20 protein-coding genes are annotated in these 17,660 nt (G+C 62.1%); 6 read left to right on the top strand and 14 right to left on the bottom strand.

The annotated features are described in order from the left end of the window. Window positions 1-42: 42 nt before the first annotated feature. Window positions 43-1,059, top strand: a complete 1,017-nt coding sequence (locus tag AMK02_RS19300; RefSeq protein ID WP_064805292.1) for a DUF2125 domain-containing protein — start codon at window positions 43-45, stop codon at window positions 1,057-1,059. Here AMK02_RS19300 and AMK02_RS19305 read toward each other — a convergent pair. From AMK02_RS19305 to AMK02_RS19320, 4 genes are all read right to left on the bottom strand, one after another. Next, entirely contained in the window at window positions 1,056-1,475 is a 420-nt protein-coding gene (locus AMK02_RS19305) for a GNAT family N-acetyltransferase (protein ID WP_064805294.1), read from the bottom strand. The two genes, AMK02_RS19300 and AMK02_RS19305, sit on opposite strands and share 4 nt — an antisense overlap. A 9-nt stretch (window positions 1,476-1,484) precedes the next feature. Then, window positions 1,485-2,411 (bottom strand): prephenate/arogenate dehydrogenase family protein, encoded by a 927-nt coding sequence (locus tag AMK02_RS19310; protein ID WP_064805296.1) that lies wholly within the window; start codon window positions 2,409-2,411, stop codon window positions 1,485-1,487. Further along, a complete protein-coding gene (hisC, locus tag AMK02_RS19315) occupies window positions 2,408-3,505 on the bottom strand; it encodes a histidinol-phosphate transaminase (protein ID WP_189636982.1) in 1,098 nt (365 codons plus the stop codon). Before hisC ends, AMK02_RS19310 begins: the two co-directional genes overlap by 4 nt. Before the next feature lie 123 nt (window positions 3,506-3,628). Beyond that, on the bottom strand, window positions 3,629-4,369 hold the full coding sequence (locus tag AMK02_RS19320) for a class I SAM-dependent methyltransferase (protein ID WP_064805300.1): 741 nt from the start codon (window positions 4,367-4,369) through the stop codon (window positions 3,629-3,631). Between the two features lie 90 nt (window positions 4,370-4,459). On the opposite strand from AMK02_RS19320, the gene gloB reads away from it, so the two are divergent. Together gloB and AMK02_RS19330 are read left to right on the top strand one after the other, a co-directional pair. Beyond that, complete coding sequence (gene gloB / locus AMK02_RS19325; protein ID WP_064805302.1) at window positions 4,460-5,230, top strand: hydroxyacylglutathione hydrolase; 771 nt, start codon at window positions 4,460-4,462, stop codon at window positions 5,228-5,230. Further along, window positions 5,230-5,652 (top strand): cupin domain-containing protein, encoded by a 423-nt coding sequence (locus tag AMK02_RS19330; protein WP_064805304.1) that lies wholly within the window; start codon window positions 5,230-5,232, stop codon window positions 5,650-5,652. Before gloB ends, AMK02_RS19330 begins: the two co-directional genes overlap by 1 nt. A gap of 3 nt (window positions 5,653-5,655) precedes the next feature. On the opposite strand, the gene yddG is transcribed toward AMK02_RS19330, so the two are convergent. Further along, on the bottom strand, window positions 5,656-6,546 hold the full coding sequence (gene yddG, locus AMK02_RS19335) for an aromatic amino acid exporter YddG (RefSeq protein ID WP_064805306.1): 891 nt from the start codon (window positions 6,544-6,546) through the stop codon (window positions 5,656-5,658). 30 nt (window positions 6,547-6,576) lie between these two features. Beyond that, window positions 6,577-7,356, bottom strand: coding sequence for a DUF3108 domain-containing protein (locus AMK02_RS19340; RefSeq protein ID WP_064805308.1), 780 nt, complete (start codon window positions 7,354-7,356; stop codon window positions 6,577-6,579). A 240-nt stretch (window positions 7,357-7,596) separates the two neighbouring features. Between AMK02_RS19340 and rpmB the strand changes: the two genes are divergently transcribed. Both rpmB and AMK02_RS19350 read left to right on the top strand, forming a co-directional pair. Continuing rightward, window positions 7,597-7,893, top strand: coding sequence for a 50S ribosomal protein L28 (rpmB, locus tag AMK02_RS19345; protein ID WP_008527777.1), 297 nt, complete (start codon window positions 7,597-7,599; stop codon window positions 7,891-7,893). Window positions 7,894-8,002: 109 nt separating this feature from the next. Continuing rightward, window positions 8,003-8,638, top strand: coding sequence for a VUT family protein (locus AMK02_RS19350; protein WP_064805309.1), 636 nt, complete (start codon window positions 8,003-8,005; stop codon window positions 8,636-8,638). A 6-nt stretch (window positions 8,639-8,644) separates the two neighbouring features. Here AMK02_RS19350 and AMK02_RS19355 read toward each other — a convergent pair whose 3' ends face one another. The 5 genes from AMK02_RS19355 to AMK02_RS19375 all read right to left on the bottom strand — a co-directional run bounded on the left by AMK02_RS19355 (window position 8,645) and on the right by AMK02_RS19375 (window position 14,154). Next, window positions 8,645-9,211, bottom strand: a complete 567-nt coding sequence (locus AMK02_RS19355) for an ATP-binding protein (RefSeq protein ID WP_064805311.1) — start codon at window positions 9,209-9,211, stop codon at window positions 8,645-8,647. A gap of 58 nt (window positions 9,212-9,269) precedes the next feature. Beyond that, window positions 9,270-10,295, bottom strand: coding sequence for an esterase-like activity of phytase family protein (locus AMK02_RS19360; protein ID WP_064805313.1), 1,026 nt, complete (start codon window positions 10,293-10,295; stop codon window positions 9,270-9,272). Window positions 10,296-10,319: 24 nt separating this feature from the next. Beyond that, window positions 10,320-12,221, bottom strand: a complete 1,902-nt coding sequence (gene cobT / locus AMK02_RS19365; RefSeq protein WP_064805314.1) for a cobaltochelatase subunit CobT — start codon at window positions 12,219-12,221, stop codon at window positions 10,320-10,322. A 13-nt stretch (window positions 12,222-12,234) separates the two neighbouring features. Further along, complete coding sequence (gene cobS / locus AMK02_RS19370; protein ID WP_064805316.1) at window positions 12,235-13,227, bottom strand: cobaltochelatase subunit CobS; 993 nt, start codon at window positions 13,225-13,227, stop codon at window positions 12,235-12,237. Window positions 13,228-13,536: 309 nt separating this feature from the next. Further along, window positions 13,537-14,154, bottom strand: a complete 618-nt coding sequence (locus tag AMK02_RS19375; protein ID WP_064805318.1) for a J domain-containing protein — start codon at window positions 14,152-14,154, stop codon at window positions 13,537-13,539. 102 nt (window positions 14,155-14,256) lie between these two features. On the opposite strand from AMK02_RS19375, the gene AMK02_RS19380 reads away from it, so the two are divergent. Then, on the top strand, window positions 14,257-14,541 hold the full coding sequence (locus AMK02_RS19380; RefSeq protein WP_170961494.1) for a BolA family protein: 285 nt from the start codon (window positions 14,257-14,259) through the stop codon (window positions 14,539-14,541). A 38-nt stretch (window positions 14,542-14,579) separates the two neighbouring features. On the opposite strand, the gene AMK02_RS19385 is transcribed toward AMK02_RS19380, so the two are convergent. Genes AMK02_RS19385 through AMK02_RS19395 form a run of 3 tightly spaced genes read right to left on the bottom strand, consistent with a single transcriptional unit; the run spans window position 14,580 to window position 17,607 of the window. Beyond that, window positions 14,580-15,890, bottom strand: coding sequence for an HlyC/CorC family transporter (locus AMK02_RS19385; protein WP_189636983.1), 1,311 nt, complete (start codon window positions 15,888-15,890; stop codon window positions 14,580-14,582). Next, window positions 15,890-17,023, bottom strand: a complete 1,134-nt coding sequence (gene aroB / locus AMK02_RS19390; protein WP_064805322.1) for a 3-dehydroquinate synthase — start codon at window positions 17,021-17,023, stop codon at window positions 15,890-15,892. Before aroB ends, AMK02_RS19385 begins: the two co-directional genes overlap by 1 nt. Further along, the gene (locus tag AMK02_RS19395; protein WP_064805323.1) at window positions 17,020-17,607 is read right to left on the bottom strand and encodes a shikimate kinase; all 588 of its coding nucleotides are present in this window, start codon (window positions 17,605-17,607) and stop codon (window positions 17,020-17,022) included. Before AMK02_RS19395 ends, aroB begins: the two co-directional genes overlap by 4 nt. Window positions 17,608-17,660 lie beyond the last annotated feature (53 nt).

Genomic DNA, 17,660 nt, shown 5'->3' on the forward strand with positions numbered 1-17,660 from the left:
GCCAGACCGGAATCACTTTGCGATTCACCATTGGAGAACATCATGGCAGCGTCAAGCCGATCCGGCAGCAGCCAAACCGGCAACAGCAAGAAATTCTGGTTGCTGGGCGGAGGCATCCTCCTGGTGATCGCCCTTTATACCGGCGGCTGGTGCTATGCCGCATCGGCTTTGAAAGCGACGGTGTTGAAAGCAATCGCGCCGCGCGATCAGGCAGGCGTCACCGGCGAATGCTCCGATATCGAATTCCGCGGCTATCCCTTCCGCATCGGTCTGTTTTGCTCCAAGGTCGATGTCGACGACAATGTCAACGGCGTCTCCGCCACCTTCGGCGCATTGCGCTCCGCCGCGCAGGTCTATGCGCCGAGCCATATCGTCTGGGAGCTCGATTCGCCGGCCGAAATCCGCACCACAAACGGCCTTTCGGTTTCGGCTCAGTGGACGAATCTGCAGGCGAGCCTGACGACCAAGCTGCAGGGCGTTGATCACAGCTCCACCGTCATCGAGGGTCTTAAGGCGACGGCAGTCTCCTCCTATACCGGTCAGACCATCAGCTTCGATGCGGCTCGCACCGAAATTCACCTGCGCCAGAACGGCGCCGATCTCGACGGCGCAATCTCGGTGCAGGATGCGAACACCGCGATCAAGGACTGGCCGCAACTCTTCCCGAAACTCTCCGCCAGTATCGATCTCACGATCGCCGGCAAAGCCGGCCTGATTGACGGCAGCGACCCGAACGGCCTCAATGGTTCTGCCGGCGAACTGCGTCGCATCGTCGCCGACATCGGCGACGGTAAGGTGATGACGCTCACCGGCCCCTTTTCCTTCGACGAGCAAGGCTTCCTCTCCGGAAAATTCAAGCTGGAAATCGAACGACTCGGCCCCTGGGGCGATAGCCTGAAACAGGCCTTCCCGGATATTGCCTCGACCATCAACACGGCGACGAAGATGTTGAAGGCGCTGGCCGGCGGCAGAGACAAGGTCTCGGTCGATCTCGTCGTCGACCGCGGCAATGCCACCGTCAGCGGCTTCATTCCGCTCGGTCAGATCCCGCCGATCTAATCAATCCGTTTGGTGAAGAACACCTCAGGCACCGATTGCAGGCCAAGCAACTCGATCGCGCCCGTTTCGGTAAATCCGTTGCGGCGATGCCAGTCCTGCGGCCGGCTCTCGTCGCATTCGCTCGACGTCATCAGCAGCCGGGCGCCCTCGCCACGCATGGCCGCTTCCCAGGCGAGAAACAGTGCGGTGCCGACGCCCGACCGGCGATTGCCGGGCAGAACGCGGATCATCTCCATATAGGGAACCCTGCCCCAGAAGCGGGAGAAGCGCAGGAAGCCGACGATCTCGCCGGACTCCCTGGCAATCAGGTATTCGCCAAGCGCCACGCATCGCGATACCCACGCCTTGCCGGCACCGGCATCCTCGCGAGCCAGCCAGTCGATATCCGCCTGACTTGCGCTCGCCACCTCCACCATCGCGAGAGTCTACTTCTTATCAAGCGGGTGGGGGCGGCCGAAATCGGGCGCGTCGACATCCTGGCCAGCCTGGATAATCGAGCGACGGATGGCGCGCGTGCGGGTGAAGAGTTCGAAAATCTTGTCGCCTTCACCCCAGCGGATCGCGCGCTGCAGATAAGCGAGATCTTCTGAGAAGCGCGCCAGCATTTCGAGGATCGCATCGCGATTGTGCAGGCAGACGTCGCGCCACATCGTCGGGTCGGAAGCGGCAAGACGGGTGAAATCGCGAAAGCCGGAGGCCGAATATTTGATGACCTCGGACTCCGTCACCGTCTCCAGATCGTCGGCGGTGCCGACGATGTTGTAGGCAATGATATGCGGCAGGTGCGAAACGATCGCGAGCACCTTGTCGTGATGCTCCGCATCCATCTCGTCGACCTTCGATCCGAGCGCTTCCCAGAAGCTGCGCAGCCGCTTCAGCGCCGTCTCGTCGGTTCCCGGAACGGGCGTGAAGATGCACCAGCGACCTTCGAAGAGGCCGGGGAAACCGGCATCCGGGCCGGATTTTTCCGTGCCGGCCAGCGGATGACCGGGGATGAAATGCACGTGGTCGGGCATATGCGGCTGCATTTGCGCGATCACCGATGCTTTGGTGGAACCAACATCGGTGACGATAGCCCCCGGCTTCAGGCTGTCGGCGATTTCCTTCGCCACGCTTTCCGAAGCGCCGACCGGAACCGAAACGATGATGAGGTCGGCATCTCGAACAGCATCGGCCGAAGACGTCGTATAACGGTCGCCGAGGCCGAGCTCTTTGGCGCGCTTCAGCGTATCGGCGCTGCGTGTTGCGACGACGATCTCTTTGGTAAGCCCGAGCCGCCGGATATCGTGAGCAAGCGAAGAGCCGATCAGCCCGATGCCGATCAGCGCGATGCGATCGAACAGCACGCTCATGCCTGCCGTCCCATGAACTCACGCAGCGTGGCGATGACGCCGCGATTGGCCTCTTCAGGACCGATGCTCATCCGCAGCGCATTGGAAAAGCCGTAGCTGCGCACGGCGCGCAGGATGTAGCCGCGGCTCGTCAGGAGCTCGTCGGCATCGGCCGCGCGCCTGCCGTCGACGTCAGGAAAATGAATGAGCACAAAATTGGCGACGGAGGGCGTCACTTTCAGCCCGATCGCTTCGAGGGTCTCGGTGAGCGTCTCCACCCACATCTGGTTGAAAGAGACGGCCTGCTGGACGAAGGCCTGGTCGCGGATGGCCGCGGCACCGGCGGCAATCGCGGCCGCATTCAGGTTGAACGGAGCGCGGACACGGTTCACGGCGTCGACGATCTCCGCGGGCGCATACATCCAGCCCACGCGCAGAGCCGCAAGGCCGTAGGCCTTCGAAAAAGTGCGGGTCATCACCACGTTGGAACTGGACGACACAACCTCGATGCCGGCTTCATAATCGTTGCGGCGCACATATTCGGCATAAGCCGCATCGAGCACAAGCACGACGTGTTTCGGCAGGCCGGCCTGCAGACGGCGGATTTCGCTGACCGGAACATATGTACCGGTGGGGTTGCCTGGATTGGCGATGAAGACGATCTTCGTCCTTTCCGTCACCGCTGCCAGGATCGCGTCGACATCGACGGTATAGTCCTTCTCATTGACGACGACGGGCGTGGCACCCGTGCCCATGATCTGGATCTTGTAGACGAGGAAGCCATGCTCGGTGATGATGCCTTCGTCGCCGGCGCCAAGATAGACATGGCAAAGCAGGCCGAGCAGCTCGTCGGAACCATTGCCGCAGAGGATATTTGCCGGATTGAGGCCATGCACGGCGGCGATCGCCTCGCGCAGTTCAATTGCCTGCCCGTCGGGATAACGTCCCAGATTGTCGGCAGCTGCCTTGACGGCGGCGATCGCCTTCGGGCTGGCGCCGAGCGGCGTTTCGTTGGAGGAAAGCTTGTAGACGCGGGCAACACCCGGCGCGTGTTCCTTGCCCGGCACATAGGATGCGATATCGAGAATACCGGGACGCGGAACGGGCTTGCTCATCTCAACGCTCATGGGTCGACCTTGGATTTTCCGGAAAATGACCAAGTGGCATTAAAGCGGAATGTGATTGTTGTCGAGAGGCATGGGCGTGACACAAGCAGAAGGAGAATATCATTATGATATTCAGCTGTTGCGCGTTGTCGGTACGCCGTGCGGCGCGAGAACGGGCACGAAGACGCGGCGGGAGGCACGGGCGGCGACCGGCAACCCCTGATAGAGCCGCTTCTGCGCCTCGACGATGATGACACCCGAAAACGCCGGCCATAAGGTGCGGCCGATCCGCTCGAAGGCGCGGCGAAGGCGCAGGATGGTCCTGAGCTTCGAGGGCGGAAAGAACAACGCTTCGGCGGTCGCACCCGGCGTGAAGTTGGTCTCGCGCAGCAAATGCGTCAGCTGGCCCCGGGAATAGGGCCGGCCCGAACCGAAGGGGGTGTGTTCCATGCGGGCCCAGACTCCGCGCCGGTTCGGCACCACGATAACAAGCCGCCCGCCCGGCGCCAGCACCCGCCAGAGCTCCTTCAGCGTCTCGCGCGGGCTTTCCGCGAACTCGAGTGAATGCACCATCAGCACCCGGTCGATCGAGGAATCCGGCAGCGGCAGTTCCTCATCGAAGATAAGCGTCGTCGACGACAGCGAGCCCATCGGCCAGTTCACCGCGCCCTGTCCAGCCGGCATGAAGGCGAAGGTGCGTTCGGTATCGGCCTGGAAGCGATCGAGGAAAGGCACGGCATAACCGAGCCCGACGAGACGCTCCTGCGGCAGGCGCACCCAGAGCGACGAAAGCGCCATGGCGATCGACTGCTCGGCAAGACGCCCGAGGTCGGAGTGATAGAACTGACGTAGGTCGACGATATCGGCGTGCATTTGCGATAAATGTTATCAGCGGGCGGTTGGACTTCAAGGCCGGACTCTCTACATTCCCGCGAGAGTCGTGGGACAAGGGATTGTTTGAAGATGAAACCTTTGGAATTAGACATTTTTCTCTGCCGCACCGACAATTTCGGCGTGCTCGTGCATGACCCGGAGACAGGATTTACCGCGGCGATCGATGCGCCGGAGGAGGCGCCGATTCTGGAAGCGGCAACACGGCGCGGCTGGAAGATCACCCACATCTTCACCACGCATCACCACACCGATCACGTCGCCGCCAACCTGGCGCTGAAGGAGCAGTTCGGCTGCGAGATCATCGGTCCGATCAACGAGGCCATCGCCATTCCTGGTCTCGACCGGACGATGGCCGATGGCGACAACTTCCTTTTCGGCGATCACACGGTCAAGGTCATTGAGACTCCCGGTCACACCGCCGGTCACATCTGCTATCACTTCGTCGACGATAAGCTGCTTTTTGCCGCCGACACGCTGTTTGCGCTCGGTTGCGGCCGCCTGTTCGAACGCCCCGCCGCCGACATGTGGCATTCCCTGCAGAAGCTCGCCGTGCTGCCAGACGAGACCGCCGTCTATTTCGGCCACGAATATACATTGTCTAACGCCCGCTTCGCACTGACTGTCGATCCCGACAATGAGCGCCTGAAGAGCCGCGCCGCCGAAATCGAAGCCCTGCGCGCCGAAGGCAAATTCACCATCCCGACGACGCTCGGACTGGAAAAGGAAACCAATCCGTTTCTGCGCGCCGCCGATCCCGCGATCCGCCGCAATCTGCTCATGGAAGGCAAGACGAATGAGGAGGTCTTTGCCGAGATCCGCAAGCGCAAGGACAACTTTTGATGTCGCCTGAGGGGATCATTCGCGAGCTCGGCATGCAGCCGCATCCCGAAGGCGGCTGGTACGTGCAGACATTCCGCGACACGGCGGGTGGAGCGCGCGGTCATTCGACGGCGATCTATTATCTGCTGACAAAGGGACAGCGTTCGCACTGGCATCGGGTCCATGACGCGGCCGAGGTCTGGCATTATTATGCCGGTGCGCCGCTGGCGCTGCACCGCTCGCAGGACGGGATGGCAAGCGAGACACTGACGCTCGGAACCAACCTTCCTGCCGGCGAGCGGCCGCAGGCAATCATTCCCGCCAATTGGTGGCAATCGGCCGAGCCGCTCGGCGATTTCACCCTGGTCGGCTGCACTGTCTCGCCCGGTTTCGAATTTTCGAGCTTCGAGATGGCGCCGGCGGATTGGAAGCCCGGCGGCTGAGACTTACTCTGCGGCCGCGGGCTGTACCTGGCTTTTGCGGCGGAACATGTCCTGGGCGGCGAGCACCGCTCCACCGGTGACGAGCAGGCAGGCGAGAGCAATGCGCCAGCTCGGCTCGGCAAATCCGAACAGCGTCAAGATGAGCGTCGAAAGCAGCGGCGCGGCATAACTTGCTGCGCCGAGAATCTGGATATCGCCATTCTTGACGCCGTAATCCCAGGCATAGAAGGCCGCCCCGACCGGGAAGAGGCCGAGCCCGACGACGGCCACCCATTCGACGCCGGTTTCCGGCCAGACAGTCGCCTCCAGGCCGAGATGGCTGAAGAAGGACAGGATGGAGGTCGCAAGGCAGAAGCCGGTGACGACATCTGTGGAGACAGCCTCGAAACGCCGTGTCAGCAGGGAATAGCCCGACCATGTGAAGGCGCAGAGGAAGGCAGCGCCATAGCCGACTGCGTAAGCTCCATCGAAATCGATGCCATTGCGGCCGACAATCAGGAAGGTTCCGCAAAGCCCCGCAAGCGCGCCCGCCACGTGATACCAGCGCAACCGCTCTCCCGGCAGCAGCGCCGAGCCAACGACGATCAGAAGCGGCCATAGATAGGAGATCAGCCCTGCCTCCACCGCAGGCGCACTCCTGAGCGCGGTAAAATAGAGGAAGTGATAGCCGAAGAGACCCGCAATACCGGTGATCCAGACCCGGGCAGGCTGCTTCAGCAGCCCCAGCCGCGCCGGGTTGAGGACAAGCATGACGAGACCCGGAATGCTGCCGATCGCAAAGCAGACGGCCGAAAGCTGGAAGGGCGGCATCTTGCCGGAGCCGGCCGTCAATAGTGCCAGGAACGACCACATCAAAATAGCTGTAAAACCGACTACCGTCGCACGAAGCTTCACCTGTCCCCCTTCACGGAGGCGAAAGCTCCGTCAGCCGACGCTGCCATATTTGACGGCGGTGATCGTCACCATCCCATATTCTGTGGGAATGCGCACATAGACCGGAGCGTATACATTGGCCGCCTCCGACTTGGCAAACCAGATTTCCATGCGGTCGCTCTTGCTGAGATAGTCGATGTCCTTGCGGCCCTTTTTGTAGCCGGAGCGCGGCACGAAACGCACGCCGCAGACGACCGCCTTGCCCTTGAAGCCGTCGGTCGAAAAATCCTCGTCGCCTTTCGGCGAAAGCACCAGATCCATGCGCGTCTCGCCGTCGAAGATCGGCAGCGTCTGTGCGCAGACCTTGGTATCCCCGGTGAAAACAAGGCCGGAGATCGGATCGAGCACCGAACGCATGTCGCCCGGGGTGACGTCGATCCAGTTCTTCGGGCGCTTCGGCGGCGGTGTCGTCGTCGCCGAGATGATGTTGCCGTTGCGGTAACTGACCTCGTAGACGCGGGCCTTCTTGCCGCTCTTGTAATAGAGCGAATATTTCAGCGCCTGCAGCCGGTCATTACGGACGACGCCGGTGACGCTGGTCTTTGCCGAGATTGTCTTGATGAGATCGGCAAGGCCGGCGGATTTGATATCGCCCGCGATCTTGTAAGAGTGATCATCCTCGATCTGCGTCAGAAACGCCGCGCGCGCGATCGGCAGGCCGGCAAGCGTCACCCGGTATACTGTCTGATGCTGGATTTCGGCCGCCGATGCCGGTATGGCAAGGAGTGCGGCGATAGCCGAAATGAAAATGCGTCTGCCCGAGTGAGCCATGAGTGAAGCCTTGTCTTGCCGCGCGCCGGCAGCCCTGCCGAGCGCTCTATACTCCTGCCGCAAAGGGAAGAAAACAGCAGCTTTTTGACAGAATTGCGGGAAAGGCCAAGGTTTGGCTTGACGCGCGCAGCCTCTCTGACTATAGAACCGCAACTTTCCAATCATGCCTGTTGGATTGCGCGCCCGGTTTTGCCGGGGATGTCAATTCGATGGCCCGAGAAAAACAAGAATAGGTGTTCCATGTCCCGCGTGTGCGAATTGACCGGCAAGGCCGTCCTGACTGGTAACAATGTCAGCCATGCCAACAACAAGACCAAGCGCCGGTTCCTGCCGAACCTGTGCCAGGTAACGCTGATCTCCGACGCTCTCAACCAGCGTTATCGTCTTCGCGTTTCGGCTGCGGCTCTTCGCTCCGTCGAACATCGTGGCGGCCTCGATGCCTTCCTGATCAAGGCAAGCGAAAACGAACTGTCGATGCGCGCGCGCCTGCTGCGCCGTCAGATCGTCAAGAAGACTGCCGAAGCCGCTGCTGCGTAAGCTTCTGCCCTTCTTTCATACGGCTTCGAAAGGCTTGAACGGATAACACCGGACAAGCCTTTTGCTTTGCCAGAGCACTCCAACTGGTGGCATCACCCAGGATAAAAAAATGCTGAAGACGCGCTACACCATTGCCTATGTCGCACTGATGACGCTTGTCGTCGTCGCCTCCAACTTCCTGGTCCAGTTTCCGCTGAACGTTGAAGTCGGCGGCGTCAACCTGGCCGACATCCTGACCTGGGGCGCCTTCTCCTATCCGGTCGCCTTCCTGATTACCGATCTGACCAACCGCCAGTTCGGCCCGCAGGCAGCCCGCAAGGTTGTTTTTGCCGGCTTCGTCGTCGGCGTGACGCTGTCCTTCTTCACCTCGGTGCCGCGCATCGCCATCGCCTCCGGCTCGGCCTATCTCGCCGGCCAGCTGCTCGATATCGCCGTCTTCAACCGCCTTCGCCGCCAGGCTTGGTGGCGCGCGCCGCTCATCGGCTCGCTGATCGGCTCGGCGCTCGACACGGTGATGTTCTTCTCGCTGTCCTTTGCCGCATTTTTCGTCTTCCTCGGCCCGAACGAGCCCTTTGCGCTCGAAGCAGCTCCTGTCCTCGGCATCTTTGCCGCCGAGGCCCCGCGCTGGATTTCCTGGGCGATCGGCGATTTCGCCGTCAAGATGATCGTCGGCCTCGTCATGCTGCTGCCCTATGGCGCGCTCATGAACGTGCTGCGGCCGATGCAGCCCGCACGCGTCAGCTAAAGCCTTTCAACGACGCTGTCGGACCGCGCCGGCGGCGATGGCCGGATGCAGCAAAACCTCTGCAACCAGATCATCGATCTCTCGTGACGAATCGAGCCGCAGGACCGGTGCCGTCTGCGTTTCCAACCATTGCTCATGCGCCGCAAGACTGCGGCGTTCCGGACCGGCCGTGTCGTAACTTGCCGCCCATTCCATGAATTCCCCGCTTTTGATTTCCATATCGCCCCCAGGCCCGATCCTGTCTCCGTAGCGGGCGATCTCGCGCGCACGGATCCGCGCCATCCGCAGCTCCGGCTCGATCCTGAGGAACACGATCAGATCATAGAACGGCTCGACCTGCCTCGCCCATTTCAGCGCCGATCCGGAGAGGATCCAGCCGTCATGCCGTGCCGCCTCGGCAAGAAGCAGCCGTATGCGTTCGTCGGCGTCCCGGGGGGTCGTGAATGGCGGGTCGGTCGGCAGCCAAAAGAAATCGTCGGTATCGAGATGAGCGATATCAAGCCGTTCGGCAAGCGTATAGCCGAGCGATGTCGTACCGGAACCGGAGGCACCCATGATATGAATATGCACCATGACTGTCCCTCCGAAAGCTGCTCTCGATGCGACAATGGGATAGCCGAGGCATGTGACGTCAATCCGACGCCGCGCTGAGCACGTGGCGATCGGCGAGCCGGAATTCCAGCATCAGATTGCGCTGCAGGATCGAGTGGTTGTCGTCCGACACCATAATGACATGGACCGTGCCGTCGGAGGCCTGGAACACGTCAAGCCCTTCCATATTGTCGATCTGCGAGTTGAAATTGCCCTCGATCAGCAATTCGCCGTCGACGATCGCCCCCGGCCGGATATCGGCGCCTTTGATGCGCCGAAGGCGCATTCCTATGCCTTCGGCCATATTGAACCGCCGCTCCAGGAGCAGCAGGTCGCCGTCCGGCAGGAAGGCACCGTCGGTCACGTCGAAGCTGCCGTCGCGTTTGATCGAGAACAGCCCTTTCAGCGGGCCGCTGAGAATAGCCGCCATCCGGTTGCCCTCGCTGTCGAGACCGCGCTCGGAGACGACGACCACGCCGCTCTTCAATGGACTGGAGGCGGGCGCCACGGCTATGGTTTCGATACCGCGATTGTCGCTCAGCATCTTGCGTGGGATCAGGATCGGCAGGGTCGCGATCGCGCGCGATGCGGCAAAGCCGGGATCGGGATAGGCATCGACGCGATGATTTTGCTCGAAAGAGACCAGAATGCGGTCGCCGTCGAGCGCCAGGCCCTCGGCATCCATATAGCCCTTGCCCTCGAGGCTGCGGCCGGCGCGGTTCTTCATCGGGGTGATCTCGACCTGAGAAAGGCCCGAAAGCTTGCCCCTCGCATCGCGCTCGATGCTGCCGGTCAGCCACTGGCCGGTGTCGAGGACGACGATGAAGTGTTTCTGGTCCTGCCGGAAACGGATGGAGGAAAGCGAGCCGAACAGCGCGCGGCTGGAAACCATCTCCAGCCCGCCGAGAAATTCCAGCGATCCGAACGTCGTCTCCGACGATCCGATCCTGAAATCGCTAATTTGTCGGCCAATGACGGGTATTTCGTCGCCGGCCATCGCCGCGGAAGCGCCCCCTGCCAGGCAGAGCAAGACCGATGCCGCACGGCAGAGGCGCTTGACCATCATTCCACGTGTTTCCTTCCAGGAGCGTCAGCCGGCACGGCGTAGCCGGCCGCCGCGCGGCTGGGCGGATTGATCTTCGAAGAGTGAGGCAAGCTGTTCGGTCATCGCCCCGGCCAGCTCGTCCGCATCGACGATCGTCACGGCGCGGCGATAGTAGCGCGTCACGTCGTGACCGATGCCGATCGCCAGCAATTCGACAGGCGAGCGCGTCTCGATCTGCTCGATGACGGCGCGCAGATGCCGCTCGAGATAATTGCCCGGATTGACCGACAGCGTCGAATCGTCGACCGGCGCGCCGTCCGAGATCATCATCAGAATGCGGCGCTGCTCGCGGCGGGCGAGCAGGCGGTTATGCGCCCAGATCAGCGCCTCGCCGTCGATATTTTCCTTGAGCAGGCCTTCGCGCATCATCAACCCGAGATTGGCGCGTGCGCGCCGCCACGGCGCGTCGGCCGATTTGTAGATGATGTGACGCAGGTCGTTGAGACGACCCGGCGTCTGCGGCTTGCCGCCGGCAAGCCAGGTCTCACGCGCCTGCCCGCCCTTCCAGGCCTTGGTCGTAAAGCCGAGAATCTCGACCTTGACGCCGCAGCGTTCCAGCGTGCGGGCAAGAATATCGGCGCAAGTGGCGGCAACCGTGATCGGCCGGCCGCGCATGGAGCCGGAATTGTCGATGAGCAGGGTGACGACCGTGTCGCGGAACTGTGTGTCGCGCTCCATCTTGAAGGAGAGCGGCTGCATCGGATCGATGATGATGCGCTGCAGCCGGGCCGTATCGAGATAGCCCTCTTCCAGATCGAAATCCCAGGAGCGGTTTTGCTGCGCCATCAGGCGGCGCTGCAGCCGGTTTGCGAGACGCCCGACCGCGCCCTGCAGATGCGCCAGCTGCTTGTCGAGAAAGGCACGCAGGCGCTCCAGCTCGGCGGCATCGCAGAGCTCCTCGGCGGTGATGATCTCGTCGAACTCTTCGGTATAGACGTGATAATCGACCTTCTCGTTGAAATCGGCAAAAGGCGTGTTCGGACGGCGGGTCTCGCCCGGCGTTTCCGAATCGTCCTCACCCTCTTCCATCATGTCGTCGTCGGAGATTTCGGCGCCTTCGGTCTCACCGTCCTCCATCTGCTCGTCGGAGACTTCACTGTCCTCGACGGGCGCGGCATCGGTGCCGGCATCCTCGTCGACCTCGTCCTGGTCCTGCTCATCGCCGCTCGGCTGGTCTTCCTGCTCCGACTGATCGTCATTGTCGGCTTCGCTGTCGTCGTCGCCGTATTCCTCGGCCATTTCCATGGCCGACAGCATGTTGCGGACGACCTTGGCGAAGGCCTGCTGGTCGTTGATCGCGCCCGACAGGTTGCCGAGTTCAGCCCCCGCCTTGTCTTCGATGAAACCGCGCCAGAGATCGAGCACCTTGCCGGCCGAGGCCGGCGGGCGTTGGCCGGTCAGCTTCTCGCGCACCATCATGGCGACGGCTTCGCCGATCGGCGCGTCTTCCTGGCGCTCGATGCCGGTGAAATTCGCCTTGGAATATTTCTCTTCCGTCATGGAGCGCAGGTTCGCCGCCACGCCCTCCATGCGCAGTGTCCCGATCGATTCGACACGCGCCTGCTCGACCGCATCGAAGATCGCCCGGGCGTCCGAGCCCTGCGGCGCCATCGTCGTATGCATCTTCTCGTCATGGCAGGCCAGGCGCAACGCCATGGAATCACCGAGCCCGCGGGTGACCGCCAGCTCATGCGCCGTCGGCCGTTTGGAAAGCTCCGGCAGACGGATGCGCTCGCCGGTCATTCCAGGCCGTTCATTGGCGAAGGTCACCTCGACATCGCCGTCGCCGGCGATCGAGCGGACGCAACCGGATATCGCCCGGCGCAACGGCTCGACGTCGACCGGCGCGCCGGGTTTTGCTTTCGAATTGTCACCGCGAGCTGCCATGATCGGTCGGGCCTCAGGCTCCGAGGACGATGTTGGCAGCACTTTCCTTCAGCTCGACGCCGAAGGCGCGCTGATAGTGCTCGGCGACCAGCGGGCGCTCCAGCTCGTCGCACTTGTTGAGGAAGGTGACGCGGAAGGCAAAGGCGAGGTCGCCGAAGATTTCGGCATTCTCGGCCCAGGTAATAACAGTGCGCGGGCTCATGACAGTCGAAAGATCGCCGTTCATGAAGGCGGCGCGCGTCAGATCGGCGACGCGGACCATTTTCGAGACGATCTCGCGCCCTTCCCTGTCCTTGCCGAAGCTCTTCACCTTGGCGGCGACGATGTTCACTTCGTGATCATGCGGCAAGTAGTTCAGCGTCGTCACGATCGACCAGCGGTCCATCTGCGCCTGGTTGATCTGCTGCGTGCCGTGATAGAGGCCCGTGGTGTCACCGAGGCCGATCGTATTGGCGGTGGCAAACAAGCGGAAGGCCGGGTGCGGCCGGATGACGCGGCTCTGATCGAGCAGCGTCAGGCGGCCTGACGATTCCAGCACCCGCTGGATGACGAACATCACGTCGGGACGGCCGGCATCATATTCATCGAAGACGAGCGCGACATTGTGCTGATAGGCCCAGGGCAGGATGCCGTCCTTGAATTCGGTGACCTGCAGCCCGTCCTTGACGACGATCGCGTCCTTGCCGACGAGATCGATACGGCTGACATGGCTGTCGAGGTTGATGCGCACGCAGGGCCAGTTGATGCGCGCCGCCACCTGCTCGATATGCGAGGATTTGCCCGTGCCGTGATAGCCGGAGATCATCACGCGACGGTTATGCGCGAAGCCTGCGAGAATGGCGAGCGTCGTCTCGCGGTCGAACAGGTAGTCGGGATCGAGATCCGGCACATAGGCGTCGCCCTTGCTGTAGGCGGGAACGCGGATGTCGGAGTCGATGCCGAAGGTCTCGCGGACCGAAACGGTGGTATCGGGCAGTTCTGAAATATCGAGGTCGATCTTGCTCATCATGTCTCCAAGGCGGGTGAAGCCACCCGGCCAAACTGTCTCAGGCCATGTCGCAACCGTGACGCCGCGATTTTATTCCGCGCCCGTCCAGGTCGGAACGTCGGCGATACTTCTCCGGGACTGAAACGAAACCTCGGCGGGATAATGACCGCGTGCGAGCATTCTTGAAAGAGTCCCGGACAAGAAACGCCGCGTCCGGAAGGTCGGCCGAGGCGATGTCGGGAAAACACGCAGATAGGAGCCGCGTTTGCCTGCGGCCTCAGCCGATTTGGACCATACCCGATTGAAGCCCAAGAGCAAGGACGGGAATTAACAAAAACCGTTCTGCTTCAACAATTGATAGGCCTGGATGACGGCGCGGAAACGCTCTTCCGAGCCGCGGTCGCCGCCATTGGCATCCGGATGGTGCTTCTTGACCAGTTCCTTGTAGCGGCTCTTGATCTCTGCCGACGTCGCATTGGCGTTGAGGCCCATCGTGTCGAAGGCTTTGCTTTCGAGCGATTTCAGCTTGCGTGTCTGGGGAAAGCGCGGGCCGCTGCCCTTGCCGCCTTCCTTGACGAAGCCGAAGGGATCGCGAACCCGTGTATAGGCGCCGGAGCGCACCTCGGAATGCAGCGGACTATCCTTGGCCGACTTGTTGACGCCGACGGTCCATGTCGGACGATGGCCGGTGATCGCCTCTTTCTGGTAGCGCGCGATCTCGCCGTCCGAAAGCCCGGAGAAATAATTATAGCCCTTGTTGTATTCCTTGACGTGCTCGAAGCAGAACAAAAAGAACTGGCCTTCCGCATTGCGTCCCACGGGAGCGCGATGCGAGCCTTTTTTGTCGCAGCCGTCCCACTGGCAGGTAGGCGGTGCCTGCTCCGCCTCCTGCTCGCGTTTGCGGCGCGTGCGGATGCGATCGAAATATTTGGAATCAAGTCTCATGGCGGCGCTAATTATGAGGCTGTCGCGAGGCGACAACAAGAATTGACAAATGGGAATGTTGCTGGCTTGGTGGGAACCCTTTTCGCGAAGCAGCAAGACCGGATGATGACCCTGCGGACCCGCATCGAAGAAAAACTTGTCGAAGCCTTCGCGCCCGAACGTCTGAGCGTCATCGACGAAAGCCATCTGCATGCCGGCCACCAGCCTGACATCACAGGCACCGGCGAAACCCACATGCGGGTGAGGATCGTTTCGGCAAAATTTGCCGGCCTCTCCCGCCTGGCGCGCCACCGGGCGATCACCGACCTGCTGAAACCGGAACTCGATGCCGGCCTGCATGCGCTGGCCGTCGAACCGGCGGCACCCGGCGAGGCGACGCGATGGTAGGACCGCAGCTCATATAGGAACCGATCGTGCCAAGCCGATCAGGTCGGCTTGGCACCGTCTTCCCCGGCCGGACGGATGCGCAGCCTGGTGATGCGGTTCTTCTCCCGCTTCATGACGACGAAACGTTTCCCGTAAAAAGTGAAGGCCTGGCGCTCTTCCGGGATGGTCATCGATTCATGGATGACGAGGCCGGCGATCGTCGTCGCCTCCTCGTCGGGCAGGTTCCAGTCGAGCGCACGGTTCAGGTCGCGGATCGGCACGCCGCCGTCGACGACGACCGAACCATCCGCTTCCTGGCGGACACCCTGAATCTCGATGTCGTGCTCATCGGAAATGTCGCCGACGATCTCCTCGAGAATATCCTCGAGCGTGACGATGCCCTGCACCTCGCCATATTCGTCGACGACGACGGCGAAATGCTGCTTGCGGCGCAGGAAGGCATTGAGCTGATCTTCGAGGTTGGTGCTGTCGGGCACGAACCACGGCTTCTGCGCGATCTTGACGATATCGAGGTTCTGCGGCTCCATGTTCGGCTCGGCAAGCGCGCGCAGCAGATCCTTGGCGTGGACGACGCCGATGATGTTGTCGATCGTGCCGCGCCAGAGCGGCATGCGCGTATAAGGGCTTTCCAGAATGGCGCGCACCACCGCCTCCGGCGGATCGTCGGCATTGATCGCCCGCATCTTGGTGCGGTGAACCATGATATCAGACAGTTCCAGCTCGCCGAGGTCGAGCACGCCGCCGAGGCGGTCGCGGTCGGCCTTCACCACCGATCCCTCGCGATGCAGCAGGTCGACGGCCCCGCGCAGCTCCTCATGCGCCGTCAGCATCGATATTTCCCGCGAGAGATTGATGCCGAACAGCGCCAGGATCCGCCGAACGATCGCATTGACGAAGGAGGAAACCGGGCCGACGACGGTGACGAAGAGCTTGGCCGGCAGTGCGACGGCAAGCGCGAAGCGGTCGGGCGTCGAGATCGCCCAGCTCTTCGGCAGCACTTCCGCGAAAATGACCAGGATAACGGTCATCGCCAGCGTCGCCAGCGCCACGCCGGAACTGCCGAACAGCCCGAGAAACAGGCTGGTGGCGATCGAGGAGGACAGGATATTGGCGAGATTGTTGCCGATCAGCAGCGCGCCGATCAGCCGGTCGCGCCGCTCGATCAGTTGGCGCACGAGCCCGGCGCGCTCGTCGCCGTTGACCTCCAGCGTATGGATGCGACTGCGCGAAACGGCGGTCAGCGCGGTTTCCGAGCCGGAAAAGAAGGCGGACGTCAGCACGAGCGCCGTGATTGAAAGGATCTCCGGCCAATAAGTCGCGAAAAATGCCAGAGCGCCTTCGATCGTCATCAGGGGTGTTTTTCCCGGAGAAAGCTGATCACCTCGGAGGCCGGAACGTCATCGGCGACGAAGGACTGGCCGATGCCGCGCGTCAGGATGAAGGTGAGCTTGCCGCCTTTGACCTTCTTGTCCTGCGCGATCGCATCCATCAGCACCTCGGCTGGCGGCAGCTCGCCCGGAATTTCGGCCATCCGGGTCGGCAGGCCGACCGCCTGCAGATGCCGCCCGACGCGGCGCGCATCGTCGGGGCTGGCAAGGTTCATCCGTGCGGAGAATTCATGCGCCAGCACCATGCCGATCGAAACGCCCTCGCCGTGCACCAGGCGGCGGCTGTCATAGGCGGTCGCCGCTTCCAGCGCATGGCCGAACGTGTGGCCGAGATTGAGCAGCGCCCGCTGGCCGGTCTCACGTTCGTCGGCAACGACGACATCGGCTTTCGCCTGGCAGCTGGCAGCGATGGCCTCTATGCGGGCGGAGCCGCCCGTAAACACCGACTTCCAGTTCGCTTCCAGCCAGGCAAAGAAATCCGGTTTGTCGATCAGCCCATACTTTGCGACTTCGGCGTAGCCGGCGCGGAATTCCCGCTCGCTCAGTGTATTCAGCACATCCGTATCGGCCAGGACCAGATCCGGCTGATGGAAGACGCCGATCAGATTCTTGCCATGGCGGGGGGAATTGATGCCGGTCTTTCCGCCGACAGAGGAATCGACCTGCGCCAGCAGCGAAGTCGGCACCTGCACGAAGCGTACGCCGCGGCGGACGATGCCGGCCGCAAAGCCGGAAAGGTCACCGATGACGCCGCCGCCGAGCGCGATCACGCAGTCGTTGCGTTCGACCCGGGCTTCGAGCACCTTGTCGCAGACATCAATGAGATGTTCGAAGCTCTTCGTCTTTTCGCCGGCCGGCAGCACGACCTCGGCCGAGACGATGCCTGCCGCATTCAGGCTCGCGGCGAGGGTCTCGAGATAGAGCGGAGCGACATTTTCGTCGGTGATGATGGCCGCCTTGCGGCCCTTGAGACGCGAGGCGATCTCGGCGCCGGCCCGCGCAATCAGCCCCGGCCCGATCAGGATGTCGTAGGCGCGCTCGCCGAGCGGCACATGCACCGTCTGGACTGATGAGGTGGAGCTTATCGCATTCATGATGCTGCACTTTCTTTCTGTTCGGCCACGGCCTTCAGCACCTCGTCTGCCATGATTTCCTTGCGCACATCACGCGAGAGTACGGTGAGGTCTGCCTGCGCATAGATCGGGTAACGCGCGTTCATCAGGCTTTCGAGGGTCTGCTTCGGATTTTCGGTCTTGAGCAGTGGCCGCGTGTCACGCTTGTTGACCCGCTCCCAAAGCACGTCGAGGTCCGCCTTCAGCCAGATCGAAAGGCCGCCCTTCTTGATATGCCTGCGCGTGCGGTCGTTGATGAAGGCGCCGCCGCCGGTGGAGACGACACGTGGTCCGCTCTTGAGGAGCCGTTTCATCACCCGCGTTTCCAACGCCCGGAACTCTTCCTCGCCATAGGCTGCGAAAAGTTCGGCGATCGTCATGCGCGACACCCGCTCGATTTCATGATCGCTGTCGATGAAGGGAATGCCGAGTTGGCTGGCGACGATACGCCCGACGGAGGATTTCCCGGCGCCCATCAGACCGACGAGGACCAGATTGCGTGAACCGAGCGCAGCGCGAGCTCTGACTTTCAGGCTGTCAGCAACGGTCAGCAGTGGTTCACTCATCGGTCCATTCACACTTTGTTTGCAAACCGTATCGACAAATGCAGGTGGAGCGT

This window comes from Rhizobium sp. N731, from assembly GCF_001664145.1.
GTDB classification, from domain to species: domain Bacteria; phylum Pseudomonadota; class Alphaproteobacteria; order Rhizobiales; family Rhizobiaceae; genus Rhizobium; species Rhizobium esperanzae.